This window comes from Parabacteroides sp. D25 (assembly GCF_000307475.1).
In the GTDB taxonomy this organism is placed as follows: Bacteria; Bacteroidota; Bacteroidia; order Bacteroidales; family Tannerellaceae; genus Parabacteroides; species Parabacteroides distasonis.
In genome coordinates, this window is the sequence record NZ_JH976504.1 from 363,745 (window position 1) to 381,222 (window position 17,478).

At 44.5% G+C, this 17,478-nt stretch carries 10 protein-coding genes; 9 read left to right on the plus strand and 1 reads right to left on the minus strand.

Features of this window, described 5'->3' with window-relative positions; genetic code table 11:
• Positions 1 to 241 precede the first annotated feature (241 nt).
• From HMPREF0999_RS14310 to HMPREF0999_RS14335, 6 genes are all read left to right on the plus strand, one after another.
• Entirely contained in the window at positions 242 to 3,649 is a 3,408-nt protein-coding gene (locus tag HMPREF0999_RS14310) for a SusC/RagA family TonB-linked outer membrane protein (protein WP_005859291.1), read from the plus strand.
• A 31-nt stretch (positions 3,650 to 3,680) separates the two neighbouring features.
• On the plus strand, positions 3,681 to 5,540 hold the full coding sequence (locus HMPREF0999_RS14315) for a RagB/SusD family nutrient uptake outer membrane protein (RefSeq protein WP_005859293.1): 1,860 nt from the start codon (positions 3,681 to 3,683) through the stop codon (positions 5,538 to 5,540).
• A 229-nt stretch (positions 5,541 to 5,769) separates the two neighbouring features.
• On the plus strand, positions 5,770 to 7,515 hold the full coding sequence (locus HMPREF0999_RS14320) for a DUF6057 family protein (protein WP_005859295.1): 1,746 nt from the start codon (positions 5,770 to 5,772) through the stop codon (positions 7,513 to 7,515).
• Between the two features lie 9 nt (positions 7,516 to 7,524).
• Positions 7,525 to 8,991, plus strand: coding sequence for a TolB family protein (locus HMPREF0999_RS14325; RefSeq protein ID WP_009276217.1), 1,467 nt, complete (start codon positions 7,525 to 7,527; stop codon positions 8,989 to 8,991).
• 10 nt (positions 8,992 to 9,001) lie between these two features.
• Entirely contained in the window at positions 9,002 to 10,774 is a 1,773-nt protein-coding gene (locus tag HMPREF0999_RS14330; RefSeq protein WP_009016930.1) for a DUF6057 family protein, read from the plus strand.
• 7 nt (positions 10,775 to 10,781) lie between these two features.
• The gene (locus tag HMPREF0999_RS14335; protein ID WP_009276218.1) at positions 10,782 to 12,260 is read left to right on the plus strand and encodes a TolB family protein; all 1,479 of its coding nucleotides are present in this window, start codon (positions 10,782 to 10,784) and stop codon (positions 12,258 to 12,260) included.
• A gap of 354 nt (positions 12,261 to 12,614) precedes the next feature.
• Here HMPREF0999_RS14335 and purT read toward each other — a convergent pair whose 3' ends face one another.
• Positions 12,615 to 13,796, minus strand: a complete 1,182-nt coding sequence (gene purT, locus HMPREF0999_RS14340; RefSeq protein ID WP_009016928.1) for a formate-dependent phosphoribosylglycinamide formyltransferase — start codon at positions 13,794 to 13,796, stop codon at positions 12,615 to 12,617.
• A 435-nt stretch (positions 13,797 to 14,231) separates the two neighbouring features.
• Between purT and HMPREF0999_RS14345 the strand changes: the two genes are divergently transcribed.
• From HMPREF0999_RS14345 to HMPREF0999_RS14355, 3 genes are read left to right on the plus strand one after another with little or no spacing between them, the layout of a single operon-like run.
• The gene (locus HMPREF0999_RS14345; protein WP_005859305.1) at positions 14,232 to 14,915 is read left to right on the plus strand and encodes an ABC transporter ATP-binding protein; all 684 of its coding nucleotides are present in this window, start codon (positions 14,232 to 14,234) and stop codon (positions 14,913 to 14,915) included.
• The gene (locus HMPREF0999_RS14350; RefSeq protein ID WP_005859307.1) at positions 14,908 to 16,185 is read left to right on the plus strand and encodes an ABC transporter permease; all 1,278 of its coding nucleotides are present in this window, start codon (positions 14,908 to 14,910) and stop codon (positions 16,183 to 16,185) included. The genes HMPREF0999_RS14345 and HMPREF0999_RS14350 overlap by 8 nt, the downstream gene beginning before the upstream one ends.
• Before the next feature lie 11 nt (positions 16,186 to 16,196).
• Entirely contained in the window at positions 16,197 to 17,453 is a 1,257-nt protein-coding gene (locus HMPREF0999_RS14355; protein ID WP_008779237.1) for an ABC transporter permease, read from the plus strand.
• Positions 17,454 to 17,478 lie beyond the last annotated feature (25 nt).

Here is a 17,478-nt window from a genome sequence, read left to right on the forward strand (position 1 = left end):
AAACGATCGTTTCAACTAGTCGTTTTTTTTAATATCATGAAAAAAACAAGAAGTGATTTTCATAATTAAAACCATGATAATGAAGAAGCTACACAAAAGAAGTTGAAAAGAAGAGAGTGATGTTTACTTATTTTAAGATGTAAACAGATGTAATATACCTTAGAGGTATGAGAGAGTAGTGAATTCATTTTGTTAAAAGTTTGTGTTTTTTATTTTATTATACCTTAAATTCTAAATTTGTATGAGAAATGTTGTATCATGGAAGCCATTAGTCTTAGGAGCTTCTTTTCTTCTGTACGGAGCCGGAACGGCCTTTGCAACAGAAACAGATCATCTGTATCCTACACCTAGTACGGGATTTATGAGTGTCCAGCAAGATGGACGACAGATTAACTGCCACATCGTGGATAAATCTGGTCCTATCGTTGGAGCCAACGTAGTCGTAAAAGGAACTACTATCGGAAATATTTCTGATATGGATGGACGAGCCATTATAGAGAATGTGCCCGCAAACGCCATCTTAGTAGTCTCTTATATCGGATACGTAACTCAAGAGGTTACTTTGAAGAGTAATCAGACAAACATCAAGATCACGCTGGTCGAGGATTCACAAGCTTTGGATGAAGTCGTCGTTACTGGTTATAGTACACAAGCGAAGAAGGATATTACCGGATCTGTGGCTGTTGTCGCTACGGATGAGTTAAAAGAGACTCCTGTTTCCAATTTCGCTGAGGCTTTGCAAGGAAAAGCTGCTGGTGTATTTGTACAAGCAGGTGGTGGTCCATTAGGGGAGACAACGATTCGTATACGTGGTGTGGGTTCCGTAAACGGCTCAGACCCGTTGATCATTGTCGATGGTGTACAAGGAGTAGATATCGATGCGGTAAATGCGAATGATATTGAATCCATGCAGATCTTGAAAGACGCTGCTGCTTCCGCTATTTATGGAGCGAAAGGTGCAAATGGTGTTATCGTTATCACGACTAAACAAGGAAAAAAGAACGACCGTGTACAAGTATCTTATAACGGTTACTTCGGTGTAGCCAAGATGGCCAATGACGGTTATGGTCTGTTGAACGCTTGGGAAGCTATGGAATTCCAAGAAGAAGGGCAACGTAATTTATTCAACTACCGCGGTGGCCAAACAGTAAACCACGCCCAGTTCGGTTCAATAGGTAAAGACGGTACAGGTCATTTAACAATGCCTTATGCTATCAAACCTGCTGGTTATAGTAAAGAACAGATCATCTCTCAATACGGCAGTATCGCAGCTTGGGAAGCTTCTTACAAAGACAATGGTGAGAACACTTGGTCTCGTTCCGCTTACTACCAAATGCTTGAGGACGGCTACTCTGAGGAAGAAGCTCGTGCCGGCACGAATTGGTACGACGAAGTAGTTCAAACCGGTAAGGTGCAAGATCACCAGATTTCTATCACCGGAGGTGGTGAAAAAGCGACTTATTCAGTAGGCTTAGGCTACATGAATCGTGAAGGTACGATCAAGGAGTCATGGTTCCGTCGTTATTCCTTGCGTGCGAATACAAACTTCTTCGTGAACAAGTGGTTCAATATCGGTCAGAATACCAACATCGCCGTAATCGAGAACTCAGGAGAACGCGGTCGTCAAGGTGATGATAATACCTTCGGTAAGACCTTCTCCATCCAACCTTGGGTACCTATCTACACAGTTGGCGGTGATTATTCCGGTTCACAAAATGCCGAAGGAGGACGTGCTGAGAGCGCACCAATGTCCGTTGATTATGGCAAGGACAATCGTCGTCGTTTCTTACGTGCCCAATCAGCTATCTACGCAGAGATTATGCCTTTAGAAAGCCTTGGAGAGAATTTGAAGATCCGTACTCAGTTCAGCGCACGTTTAGGTGGCGCATGGGACTTCTGGATGAACAAACGTACGATCATGACCAATAAAGAAGGACGTAACAACAACGAGTTCTACGAGCAAGCAAACTATTGGTTAGATTATCAATGGACAAACACCGCTACTTATAGCAAAACAATCAATGACGATCATACGATCAATGCTGTGATTGGTACAGAGGCACTTCGTGAGGGTTTAGGACGTTGGATCCAGGCAGGTCGTATCAACTATCCATTCGAAGATGATCCCAACACTTGGGTAATCAACAACGGTGCTAGCTCTGACTTAAGAAATAGCGGAAACCAGAACGCTGTATCCACCATGTTCGGTATGTTCGCTCGTGCGGACTATGCTTACCAAGGTAAATATTTGGCTACAGTTACGGTACGTCGCGACGCATCCTCTCGTTTTTCTGAAAAGAATCGCTGGGGTACATTCCCTTCTATCTCTTTAGGTTGGCGTATGTCGGACGAGAAATTCATGGAGAAATCACGTACTTGGTTAGACGATTTGAAGATTCGTGCCGGTTACGGTACAACCGGTAACTCCAATATCGATTCATATAACTGGGCATTCCAATATGGTACTGGTAACCGTTATCTCTATAGCATCAATGGTTCTGACACAGAGGTATATCAAGGATTTGGCGTAACCAATCTTGGTGATATCGAGGCAAAATGGGAAACATCTAAGATGTTTAATGCAGGTTTCGATATTACAGCTTTTAATCAACGATTAACCGCCAACTTCGACTACTACATCAAGAAAACTTCTGATATGTTGATCGATGCCAACTGGTCTGCTTTGGCCGGTGCCGCTGACAAGCCGAAAGTAAACATCGGTGATATGACGAACAAAGGTGTTGATTTGAATATTACTTGGAATGATAAAATCGGTGAGGTAGGTTACTCTGTAGGCGTAAACTTGTCGCATTACAAGAATAGACTGGATGAGATTGGTACTGATGCCGGAATCTTTACCGGAACTCGTATTTCCAACATGAACGTATTGATGAAAGGACATGCAATCGGTGAATTCCACGGTTATCAGCTAGATGGTATCTATAAGAGTGAAGAAGAAGTCCGTAACTATAAGAATGATGCCGGTGGAACAGTATTGCCATATGGTACATCTGATGCTTCTACGTTAAACGCTGCCAATTATGTAGGTCAGTTCAAAGTAAAAGATGTGAACAACGATGGTAAGATCGACGCTAGTGACCGTACATTCATTGGAAACCCACATCCGGATTTAACAGGAGGTATCAACTTAGGTGTTAACTGGAAAGGATTCGACTTAAGTACTTATATGTACTTCTCCGTAGGCAATGATCTATTCGCCATGTATAAATATTATACACATTATGGTTCCTTACAGTCCGCTTATTCTAAAGATCGTCGCGACAATTCATGGCATCCTGTAACCAACCCTGATGGTATCTATCCTATGTGGGCAACCGCTAATGGTGAGAGTACAATCGCCGCAAATGAGTCTAATTCCGGCTATATAGAAGATGGTTCATTCTTACGCATGCAAACGTTGACTTTAGGTTATACACTTCCAAAGAGTATTTTAGATAAAATCAAGTTTGAGAAGATCCGCATCTATGGTCAAATAGCAAACGTATTCACATTGACTGGTTACTCCGGACTAGACCCACAGGTTCGTACAGATACAGACGGTCGTTCCAATGACCGTACGATGGGTACCGATTTCGGTTCTTATGGTATGCCACGCCAATTTATCATGGGTGTAAATGTGACATTCTAACAAATATTTGCTAACTAAAAATTGAAACAAGATGAAAAATCTATTTATATATGCGGCAGTCATTGCCGCCACGATGGGAAGCATGACTGCTTGCTCCGATTTCTTGGATGTGAAGCCAGTCACAAATAAACAGGAACCGGATTTTGTATCGCAAGAAGGTATTACTCAGTTGCTAACTGGTATGTACGCTAGATTAAACTCTACAGATGCGAATGATGGATACTTCCGTTCGACATTGACCAACTATGTATATGGTGACGTAATGGGAGGTGACGCAAACAAAGGTTCAACTTTCCAAGACCAACCAGACTTTACCAGCTTGGAAACTTATACATTTACAACTGACAACGCTTATTTTGAAACAAAATGGGCACATAGTTACCATGGGGTATTCACCGCAAACAACGTAATCAAGGTAGCGGATTTAGCAAAAGAAGAGCTTTCGGCTATAGCAGGCCAAAGTAAAGACTTCTATACGGAAACAATCGCCCAAGCCCGCTTCATACGCGGTTTCTTCCATTTCGAGGTCGTAAAATTATTTGGAGCGGCTGTTCCTTATGTAGATGACATAGCCATGAAAGAGAACGTGAACCCACAAGTCTCTAATGTGGATGAGAATGGGAATTATATCTATATCTGGGATAAGATAGTAGAAGACTTGCAGTTTGCCTATGACAATCTGCCCGACACTTGGACCGAGGCAGGACGCGTAAACAAATGGGCAGCTGGCGCTATGTTGGCTAAAGTAAAGATGTACCAATCCTCTCCATATAACGGAAAAAATGGAACGTCTAATCATTGGACTGAAGTTAAAACGATTTTGGAAGATGTAATCGCAAACGGAAAAGATAACAAAGGCACTAAGTTCCGCTTGGCAGATACATACGAGGAACTCTATACAGCAGGGGAAAGTGACTGGACAGGAGAATCTGTATTCGATGTCCAAGCTGCAGTTTCCGGCACCGTAGAACAAACTGCCAATATCAACGGAGCTTGGCACATCGGCTTCAGCGGAGCGTTAGGAACTGGAGGTTGGGGATTCTATCAACCCTCTTATGATATGGTCAACGCTCATATTGTTGACGCAAACGGATTACCTAAAATGGATGATTCTTATCGTAATGATCCTGCGTTATCAACTTTAGACGAGAACAATTTACCTCACACTGATTTGACCGTCTATACAGACCCTCGTTTGGATGTTTCTACCGGTCGTTTCGAGACTCCATTCTTAGATTGGACAGTGCCAAATGCGTTGGATGGTTGGGTACGTGATGTTTCTAACGGAGGTTTATACCTAAACAAGAAGAATATCCCTAGAAAAGCCGATAAAGGAAGCTTATCTAACACGACGCAAACAAACTCCACTGCTAAAAACTTCCACTTGATCCGTTACGCAGACGTATTGCTTTGGTACGCTGAAACCTTGATCGAGTTAGGACAGCCTCAACAAGCAGGTGAATACATTAATCAAGTACGTGCTCGTGCCGCCAATAGCTATGTAAAGGCAGTAGATCCGGCAACAATGACCGAGGCTAGTTCTACTTATGTTTTGGATGACAAGATTAACGGGAAGCAAAGTACAGATGCTGCCGCAAACTATCGTATAGGTTTATATCCACCTTCTCAATTCGCATCAAAAGACAAAGCGCTGGAGGCACTGCGTTGGGAACGTCGTATCGAGTTAGCGATGGAAGGTCATCGCTGGTATGACTTAGCTCGCTGGGGTATCGCATCCGAGGTATTAAATGATTTCGTGAAATACGAAGCTAAGCATTTAGGTAAATATTCCAATAGTACATACAACGCAAAATGGGCAACAATGCCTATCCCTCATAATGAAATCTTAAAGATGGATGGTCTTTTAGTTCAGAATGAAAACTGGAAATAAACAAGTGGGTTAATAGTCAGAAAGGGCAGCCGGGCATGTGATATGTCCGGCCTGCTTTTTAATCCCCAAAAGTTAGTTAACTTACTTTGCTCACGAAGTTAACATACTTTGCCAACGAAGTTAACTCCATGTGCCAATTAAGTTAACTTCGTTTTGTGTAGATTGGTATTTCCGATAAAAATCGTATCTTTGTTTGACTTTAAATCAAAATGAAACGTGTACTCTAGCCATGAGATATAAACAAATACTCCTCGGTTTGATCCTGTTTGTCCTATTAGGGGGTTTCTTGCAAATAACCGGCAAGTTTCATTTCTTCTATATCGAGCAGCTTCAACTATTCCAGTTTTCCGAAGATTATCTTGCGGATAAAATCAGCAGTCCGGGAGGTTTATCTTTGATTATCGGGGAATTCTTGACACAATTCTTTATTACGCCTTATGCAGGGCCTTTCATTATCGCAGCTATACTTACGTCTATCGGCTTAACAATGAGGGAGATCATCCTGCAAATTAATCCAAATAAAGAGCTCTTCCTGCTTTACTTACTCCCGGTTTTATTCTTATTATTGATTCAATACGACTTCAATTATTTAGTACAAGGCACTATCGCATTCCTATTTTGTTTGATTAGCCTGAACGCATGGATGCGCATAAAAGATCCCTGTTACCGGCTATCCGCCGCATTGGTAATCACCCCACTACTTTTTTGGATAGGAGGACCGATTGCCGGGCTGTTCTCATTAAGTGTGGTTCTCAAGGAAGCGATAAGCCGTTCCAAACAGGGGTTCTATTTTTTAGCGGTTTTAATTGAATACCTGTTTATCGGGATCGGAAGTGTCTGGTCAACTACCATCACCAGTTATCGCTTCGCATTCTTACCGGACGCTTTTTACCACCCGATTCTGGCGGCTCCCAATCTCATCTATTTCGCATGGGTCTGTTTACCGCTTAGCTTGATCGGGGCATTCGTATATCCTAAAGGCAAAAACCAATCAAAGAAAAAAACAGGGATAGAGCTTACCGTTCAATTCATCCTAATCCTATTCCTTTGCTGGGTAACGATTCCACGGTATAACGACCAGAAAGCCTATCCTCTAAAAGTCTTGGATTATTATGCCCGTACCGAACAATGGGACGAGATCATCCGGCATTGTCACGGGCCGATCAAAAACTATTTATATTTAACTTACTTAAATAGGGCACTTGCGGAAAAAGGGGAGTTGGCAGACCGGATGTTCGCTTTTGATCAACACGGTCCTCAAGGGTTACTCGCCTCTTGGAACAAGACCTTTACGGTCTCCACCCTGTTAAGCGACGCCTATTTTACGCTAGGGGAAATCGCATTATCGCAGGAGATGGCTTTTGAAGGGTATGTCACCGTAATTGGCGCCGGTAATCCCCGGAACCTGCAACGGCTTGTTCAAACAAACTTGATTTACGGAACGTATCCTATCGCCGAGAAATATATCAGTATCTTAGAAAAAACATATGCCTATCATGATTGGGCCAAACGGCATAGAGGCTTCTTATATAACGACAAAGCGATTGAAGCTGATCCGGTATTAGGGCCTAAACGAAAAGCTCTTCCGAAGGAAAGTAACTTATCCGGTATCAACGGACTGGAACATGATTTACTTATCCGTGCGGAACAAGATCCGGAAAATCAGCTCCCGATCCAATTCACCGGGGCTATCTATCTGCTGTCTAAAGACATGAAAGCTTTCCAAAGGCTGATAGAAAAGTATTATGGAACACCGGTACTCCCCTCTCTCCCCGTGAGTTTCCAAGAGGCTGTTATCCTATTAGCAGAGAAGGATGTGGATTACTGGAAGCGTTTTAACGTATCCGGAAATGTGATCCGCAAATTCGCAGGTTATCGGAATTTAGTCGTGCAGAACCGGAACAACCCACAACTTCCGCAACTTATAAAGAAGTCGTTCGGAGACACTTATTGGTCTTATTATACTCTAAAATGATCAACAACCATGAAAAGAAATATTCTATATATCACCTGTTTATTTCTTATTCTACTAGGAATATCCTGCTCGGATACGATCCCGGTAAGCAAAGAAACCTCGGAGAAACCTGTATTATTTCCCGATTATGCGGATGTGACGATCCCTTATAATATCGCACCCTTAAATTTCAAGATACAAAATCCGCATACGGAAGCTTTCGCCGTACTCAAATTCGGAGAAGAAAAGATACAAGTCAAGGAAAAAGGGGGACAATTCTATCTTCCCGCATCCGATTGGAGAAAATTGCTGAAAAGGGCAACAGGAAAAGCGATACAAGTAAAGCTCTACGCAAAAGACAAAGAATGGCTCGCCTATCCGGAATTCTCACTATTCGTCGCTCCGGAACCCATGGATTCATATCTGGCTTATCGCTTGATCGAACCCGGATACGAGCTTTGGAATCAAATGGGTATTTACCAACGGAATCTGGAAGATTATAAGCAAAGCCCTATCATGGAAAACAAATACAGCGGTCAAAACTGTATGAATTGCCATTCTTTTTGTATGCAAAACCCCGATAAAATGCTGTTCCACATGAGGGATAAGTATTCGGGCACTTATCTGATCGACGGAGACAAGATCGAGAAATTAAATACGAAGACCGATCAGACGATCTCGCCTTTGGTCTATCCCTCTTGGCATCCATCGGGGAAATACGTAGCCTTCTCTGTCAATCAGACCAGCCAAAGCTTTCATGCCAACGACAAAAACCGGGTGGAGGTCTTCGACAGCCAATCCGACGTAGTTGTATACGATACGGAAAAGCATGAGATTATCAGTACGCCTTCCATTCGGACAGCAAAAGCGTTTGAGACTTTCCCGACATTCTCTCCCGATGGCAAGACTCTTTACTTCTGCTCGGCAGAGGCACGTTCCATGCCGCATGAATATTCAGAAGTAAAATATAACCTTTGCTCCATAGCGTTCGATCCCGTAACCCGGAGTTTCGGCTCCCGTATAGATACCTTATACAATGCCGGAAAAGATGGGAAGAGCGCCTCTTTTCCCCGTGTTTCCCCAGACGGGAAATTCTTGTTATATACGCTGTCCGGCTACGGTAACTTCTCGATCTGGCATAAAGACGCAGATCTATATCTACTGGATATAGCGAGCGGAATCTCTCATTCCTTGCAAAACGCCAATAGCACGGATACGGAGAGCTATCACTCATGGAGTAGCAACAGCCGCTGGATCGTCTTCAGCAGTCGAAGGATAGACGGGTTATACACACGTCCTTATTTTGCTTATATAGATGAAGAAGGAAATGCGTCTAAGCCCTTCCTTTTGCCTCAGAAAGACACAGACTACTATCACCGTTTCATGAAATCTTATAATATACCCGAGTTTATTACCGGAAAAGTATCCTCCAAGATCCGGGCGCTTAGCACGCTAGCCAAAGAGGATAAAGGAATTGACGTAACTTATCGTAAATAGAATAAATCACATGAGTACTTTATATAAGAAGATATTACCACCGCTTCCATTCATTCTATTGACCGGCGTCTTATGGTTTCATTTGCAGACCATGCAAGAGCCTCTCTTTTTTTATCGGGAACAGCAGCAGATTTTCCTATTCGATTCCACCTATATATTCAGCATACTTAAGCAGATAGGGGGGCTAGCGACTTTTATCTCTCAATTCTTGATACAGTTTTTCAGGATCCCGCTTATCGGATCGCTGGTGACCGCCTTGATCGGTGGAATCTCCGGTTGGTTATTCTGGCTGACCTTACGAAAGATACATCCGGCATTATATCTTATGCCCTTGGCCTTTCTCCCCATCCTATTCCAATATCTTTACCTAATGAAAGATAGCTATCATTATGAAGGACTGATAGCCATGTTGTTTTGGTCATTGGCGCTTAACGTATATAGTTACAGCGCACGAAGATTTAATTGGACGTACCGTACCTTAATTGGTTGCTTGCTGGCGACCGGATTGTTTTACACGATGGGATCTGTAGCTATATTATTCGCCCTTAGCATCTTACTATTTGATGTATTACAAAAATGCGAACGCTGGTACGCAAGCTTCATCCCGTTGCTGCTGCTACTTATCGTAGGCTCCCTATGTGTCCTAGGAGGCAGTAAACCCGATTATGACTATGTATTTTGGATGAAAGATTACGTAGAGTATTTCATTGAGCTGGAACCATTCTACGGCTTCTCTTGGCAAGTAGCGCTACTCGTTATGCTTCTATTCTTCCTATCACGTTACTTAGATCACATAAAAACCTATTTAAAAGCTTTAGTAGCCGTAGCATTACTTGCCTTATCCGGTATGTATTATACGCAAACGGCTCTTCAACAGAGGAATAAAGATTTCTATACGTTGATGCAAATGTTTCATTACATAGATACCGAGCAATGGGACGCCATAATCTCGTCCGCCGATCTAAACTATAATAACTACTTACACCTGAATTGCTTAAACCTTGCCTTATCCCACAAGGGTGTCATGCAGACTGATTTATTCAAATATCCGCAAAGCGGAATACAATCTTTGGTCTCAAAATACCAAGCGCATATAGAGGAAAGTTTCCTGTTCAGCCAGATATACTACCATGTAGGAATCACGTCCTTGGCATACAATTTCGCTTTTGGTACCTCGGTAGGAATTACATACGGCAGTCCCGTCATGACCAAATTATTAATAAAATCCCATTTGATATACGGACAGTATCCCGCAGCCGAGAAGTTTATATCCTTATTGGAAAAGACATGGGCCTATCACGAATGGGCCTCCTCGCAACGAAAGTTCTTATATAATGACCAAGCGGTGGAGAGCGACCCGGAATTAGGTACAAAAAGAAAAAGCCTATCCAGCGACAAAGACCTTTTCGCCAATATAATCGGATTGTTTGATAACCTGATGATTATATTGGAAGAGAATCCCCAGAATAAAGCCGCATTGGATTATACGATCGGTACGTTATTATTATCGAAAGACCTGCCCGCTATAAAAACGTTTGTTGAAAGATTCAGTGGGACGGAAGTACTCCCTATATTACCCGAACCCTTGCAACAAGCCGTGATCTCTTATGCGGAGCATGATCCGGAATATTGCCGCAAGTATGGGGTAACCGATAAAGTCCTGTCCGAGTTCTCGATATTCAAGCAACGTGTATTGGGACTAAGGCATGCCCGACAAAATCTAGCGACTGGAATAGCCGACTATCAACCTACTTTCTGGTACTATTTGATACTCTCTAAATAAAACACATATGGAAAGACAGACTTATACAAATACAAACCGATATCTTTTCCTTTTTCTCATCGCCTTGATGGTTTCATGCTCCAAAAACGACATACAGATCGCCAAGAGCTTAAACAAGGAAATAACCATTTATCCGGATTACAAGGATGTGACCATCCCTGTGAACATCGCCCCGCTCAATTTCTCTATCGCCGATAGCAGTGAGCACTGCCTTATCATTAAAGGGGAAAAGACTCAACTCCAAGTCTATAGTGATGAGGGGCTCTTTGAGATCCCACAAAAGAGATGGAAAGCCTTATTGAAAGAGAATGCCGGAAACCAAATAGAATTGACCATTGCTAAACGCATACAGGGCGAATGGAACGCCTATACGCCTTTTCATATGGACATCGCAAATGATTCCATTGATAAATATATAGCCTATCGGTTATTAGCCTTGAGCAATGATATGTGGAACAGGATGGGTATCTATCAACGAAACTTGGAGAATTATGACCAAAGCGTGATTTATGAGAATAGCCTAACCGACTATAACTGCGTAAACTGCCATACGTTTTCCTCCGGGAACCCGGATAAAATGATTTTCCATATGCGAGGCAAACACGCTGGTTCCGTACTGATTGATGGAAAGAAAATCACCAAGCTAAATACCAAGACTCCCGAGACCGTCTCAAACTTTGTCTACATGTATTGGCATCCGAATGGTAACTATCTGGCGGCCACCGTATGCGATACCTACCAAAACTTCTTCATCAATAATCCCAATACGCTGGAAGTATTGGATCATAATTCCGATATCGTGATCTACGACGTGAAGAAGAACGAGGTATTCTCTTGCGAAGCGTTAAATTCCAAAGACGCATGGCAAATATTCCCTGCGTTCTCTCCCGACGGGAAGAGCCTCTATTTCAGTTCGACCGCCGCCGTAGATTCTATTTCTAAGAATTTCAGACAAATGACCTACAGCCTATGCCGTGTCGACTTTGACCCGGAAACCCGCACCCTAGGCCAGCAAGTAGATACTTTATACAATGGCCGGGCCAATCACAAAAGCGTATCCTTCCCTAGAATCTCACCGGATGGTAAATATCTGGCTTTTACCCTACAGGAATATGGCGGTTTCGGGGTTTGGCATAAAGACGCTGAATTATATATGATCCGCCTATCCGACGGAAAGACGTACCCGCTGAGCGAGGCGAACAGCGCCGAAGGAGAAAGCTACCATTCATGGAGCCACAACAATCGTTGGCTGGTATTTAGCAGTCGCAGGTTGGATGGATTATACACACGCCCGTTCTTTACCTATATCGATGATAAAGGTACGGCCCATAAACCATTCCTCCTGCCGCAAAAAAATCCCGTAAAATATTATAAAGACCTGTTGTGGACTTACAACCTCCCGGAGTTTATACAAGAAAAGGCCCAAGTAGATACGCATGCCGTGATGGAAACCATGAGAAATACAAAAGGAATCCAAGTAAAATAAGAACAATAGCTAGGGTGGGCGAAAGGAGATAAGGATGTCTGTTTGGTTAAATCTACCCACCCTTAGCTATTGATCTGTTTGCTCACTCTTTTATCTTCACCGAGAATAGAAATAGAGCGTTTCAAATCAACGCCCATATTTCCATTTGTTGTATTCATAAAATAAGTACAAACTTTCGGCAATCAGATTTCACTCTTTAGTGAAACAAACATATGTAATCTGCGTTTATAGATTATCAAATGTCTCTTTAAAAACTTGAGACAAAAATAAACTATTTTGATAGAAAAATAGGTCTGTAAATATTCACATTTTATTCACAACACACACCAAAACGTTCATTTATCCTAGGAAGCATCACAATTTAACATTTAACCGCTCCATCATCACTCCGGTCTTCTCCCTAGCCTCCGTCACATCCAAACCACGAGCCAGCAAGACGGCCATACGGCGATGTCCATGAACTTCCGGTTTTCCAAAGAAACGCATCTGCGTATCGGGTTGTTCCAAAACCTTATCCAGATTCCCCAAAGACAACCGGTCACTGTCCCCTTCCACTACAACGGCACGGGAAGCTCCCGCTCCATGAAACACGATATTAGGGATCGGCAAGCCAAGCACCGCACGGGCGTGCAAAGCGAATTGAGACAAATCCTGTGTAATCATCGTCACCATTCCGGTATCGTGCGGACGGGGGGAAACCTCGCTGAATATGACATCATCTCCTTTAATGAATAATTCCACGCCGAAAATACCACGTCCGCCTAAAGCCTCGGTGATCTTACCGGCGATCTCACGGGCTTTCGCTTTAGCGGCAAGGCTCATGGCTTGCGGTTGCCAAGACTCCCGGTAATCACCGTCCACCTGAACATGTCCTACGGGTTCCAAGAAAGACGTTCCTCCGATATGCCGAACCGTCAGCTGGGTAATCTCATAGTCGAAATCCACGAAACCTTCCACGATCACCTTACCCGCTCCAGCACGTCCTCCTTCTTGGGCGTACTGCCAAGCACGATCGATATCCTTTTCCTCACGAACCACGCTCTGTCCGTGTCCGCTCGAGCTCATGATCGGCTTCACCACGCAAGGCATACCGATTACCTTCACCGCTTCTTTGAATTCCTCCTCGGTCTCGGCGAAACGATACGGCGAGGTAGGCAAGCCCAGCTCCTCGGCCGCCAAGCGGCGGATTCCCTCACGGTTCATCGTCAGCCAAGTGGCACGGGCGGTAGGAATCACATGGTATCCCTCTTCCTCTAGTTCCATCAAGGTACGGGTAGCGATCGCTTCCACCTCCGGCACGATATAATCCGGTTTCTCTTTCTCGATGATCTCCCGCAAGGCATCGCCATCCAGCATGGAGACCACATAGGAACGATGCGCCACCTGCATGGCCGGAGCGTCCGGATACTTATCCAAGGCGATTACCTCCACGCCATAACGCTGCAACTCTATTACAAACTCTTTCCCCAATTCGCCCGAGCCACAAAGCACGACTTTAGTTGCCGTAGCCGATTTGGGCGTACCAATTGTTACCATAAATCTTTCTGCTATTTGAATTTCGCCGCAAAGTTAAGGGTTTATGCCTGTATAGCCTAAAGCTTTTCCCTTTATCTATTAGGGCAAAGATAAGGTTAGCTTCATCGTCCAACGGCTGGTGGACGATCATGCACCAGTTGGTAGATGATCATGCACCAGCCGTTAGAAGATCATGCATCAGTTGGTGCATGATGAATGTATCTTTATGAATTGGGTAAGACAGCCGCTTGTTTGGCCTACAATATACAGAGGAAAGGAACAAGGATCTACTTATAATCAAGACCTCTTTGTTAATATTACATAATTAGTAGTACCTTGCGATACAAGGTATCTTAGTAAAACATATATTTGTAACCAGATGATAAAAGTGTTCACCAACAGTGTAACTTATTTAGCAAACTGTACGTCTAATATATAAAGTAACTACATAATATGATGATTCAACTGAAAGGAATAAACAAAACGTACTTTAACGGAGCCCCACTGCACGTTTTGAAAGGTATCGACCTAGATATAGAGAAGGGAGAGATGGTATCTATCATGGGAGCGTCCGGTTCCGGGAAGTCAACCCTATTGAATATCTTGGGGATATTGGATACGTACGACACGGGCACCTATCTATTAAACGGACAGTTGATTCAGAATCTAAGCGAAAGCCGTGCCGCCGAGCTGAGGAACCGTATGATCGGCTTCATCTTCCAATCATTTAACTTAATCTCGTTTAAGAACGCAGTGGAGAACGTAGCTCTCCCACTCTATTACCAAGGCGTAAGCCGGAAGAAGAGAAACGCCATGGCACTGGAATATCTCGACATGGTGGGATTGAAGGATTGGGCGGATCATATGCCGAACGAGATGTCCGGCGGACAGAAGCAACGTGTGGCCATCGCACGTGCCTTGATCGCCAAGCCGCAGATTATATTGGCCGACGAGCCTACCGGGGCATTGGATAGTACCACGACCGTGGAAGTGATGGAACTCCTCCGTAGCGTAAACCAAGAAGGTATGACCATGGTGATCGTTACCCACGAGCCATCCGTGGCGGAAGCTACCGACCGGATTATCCGGGTAAAAGACGGATTGATTGAATACACCGTAAACGAAGAATCGCATGTTTGATTTTGACAATTTTAGGGAAATATGGAGCACGATAAAGAAAAACAAGCTCCGTACCTTCTTGACCGGTTTCGCCGTATCATGGGGGATCTTTATGCTGATTACCCTGCTGGGAGCGGGAAATGGGTTGAGAAACGGCATCATATTCAACTTCCGGAGGTTTTCCGCCAATACCGTGGAGGTTTGGGGGCGCTATACCACCATGCCTTATAAAGGTAACCCCACGAACCGCAGGATCGAGTTCAAGGAAGCGGATCTCAGCGGCATCAAGATGGCATTCCCGGAAATAGAATACTGCTCGGCTACCATTTCGCAAACAGATACCATCTCGTATGGGGAAGAATACATCGTGGGCGACCTGCGGGGCGTATCCGAGGATTACAATTCCATTATATATATTAATGTAGCGAGCCAGAACGGGCGCTTCATCAATAAGATGGATATGAACGCTACACGCAAGGTAATCATACTAAGCCCCCGTATGGCGGAAGTGCTATTCCGTAACGAGGACCCGCTGGGTAAATACGTGAAATGCGGCAATATGATGTATCAAGTTGTTGGTATCTATGATGATGACGACAAGAGTAACAACGCGCCCGCATATATACCGTTTACCGTAGCGCAACAACTTTATAATAAAGGCTTCGGGTTCGGCTCCATTTACTTTACGGTAAACGGGGTCTCCACCGAAGAAGAGTGCAAGGATTTCGAGAACAGGTTCCGGTCGTATATGGCCCGTAAGCACATATTCGACCCGACAGACAAGAATGCCATCGGTATGTGGATGACCGGCAATGAGATCCGTATGTTCAATACGATGACAGACGGTATCTTGCTCTTCATCTGGATCGTAGGTATCGGCACCTTGATGGCTGGTATCGTGGGGGTTAGCAACATCATGTTGATCACCGTACGCGAACGGACCCGGGAGTTCGGCATCCGGAAGGCGATCGGGGCGAAACCGGCCTCGATATTGAAGCTTGTCATCGTAGAGTCCATCATGATCACCGCCATATTCGGTTACATCGGGATGCTGATGGGAATCGGGTTGACGGAGCTAATCGACTATGGCATGACGATGAGCGGGATGAACAACGCTTCATCCGGAGGAAATCCCGGCGAGGATCTTACCTTATTCCGGCACCCGACCGTCAGCCTAGGGATATCGCTGGCCGCTACCGGGGTGCTGGTCGTAGCCGGGGTGCTGGCGGGCTATTTCCCCGCTCGCAAAGCCGTGAATGTATCCGCTATTGAAGCCATGAGAACAGAATAAACCGAAAAGATATGTTTGACATAGACAGATGGACAGAAATATGGGTAACCATCACCCGCAACAAGACACGTAGCTTGATGACTTGCTTCGGCGTGTTCTGGGGAATCCTTATGCTGGTATTGTTGCTGGGTACCGGATCGGGATTCAAGAACGCCATGTTCAAGAGCGTCAACGGATTCGCGACGAATTCGCTATTCTTCTACGCCGATCGCACCAGCGAACCCTACCAAGGATTCAACAAGGGGCGAAACTGGAACATGAGGAACCGGGACATAGACGCCATCATACGAGACGTACCTAGCGTACAGGATATCTCCCCCATCCTTTGGGGCAGCCGCTCGGAAAAGAATATCGTTTACGGGATAATGACCGGAACGTTCAACGTGAAAGGTATATATCCGGCTTACTTCAATATCGATACGCAAGACCTATACTATGGCCGTTTATTGAATGAGATCGATATGCGGGAAAAGCGCAAGGTTTGCTTGATCGGCACGAAGATCAATGAGGTATTATTCCACAACGAGGACCCTTGCGGCAAATATATCCGGGTGAACGGGCTTTACTACCAAGTAGTAGGAGTGGTCAACCAAAGGGCATCGGGCCTGAATCTGGGCGGCCGGGGAGAAGAAACCGTCTTCATTCCGTTCAATACCATGCAGCAGACCTTGAACCAAGGCGATATCCTGCATTTCCTCGCACTGAGCGTGAAACCGGGATATCCGATTGAGACGACGATCGAGCAGGTCAAGAATATCATGAAGACGCAAAATCAGATCGCACCGACCGATCCTCAGGCGATAGGCGTAGTCAATATCGCCGCACAATTCAAGACATTCAATCTACTGTTTACAGGTATCGACATCTTGGTCTGGCTGGTCGGCATGGGTACCTTGCTATCGGGTATTATTGGTATCAGCAATATCATGATGGTAACGGTAAAAGAGCGCACGAGGGAGATAGGCGTACGAAGGGCTTTGGGAGCCAAGCCTTTCGACATCATCTCGCAAGTCATGAGCGAGAGCTTGGTGCTGACTGCCTTGGCGGGCTTACTGGGATTAAGCGCCGGAGTCTTCCTCTTGGATTTGTTGGATAAGATATTGTCCGCCAATCCAACGAACGATCCGACCCTGCTGAATCCCGGCGTAAACATCCAAACAGCGGTAGCCGCCGCGGTGGTACTACTGATAAGCGGTTTTATGGCCGGACTGATTCCCGCATGGAGAGCCATGCAGATCAAAGCGATAGATGCCATCCGAGATGAATAATAACGAATCGATAATTAAAATAAAA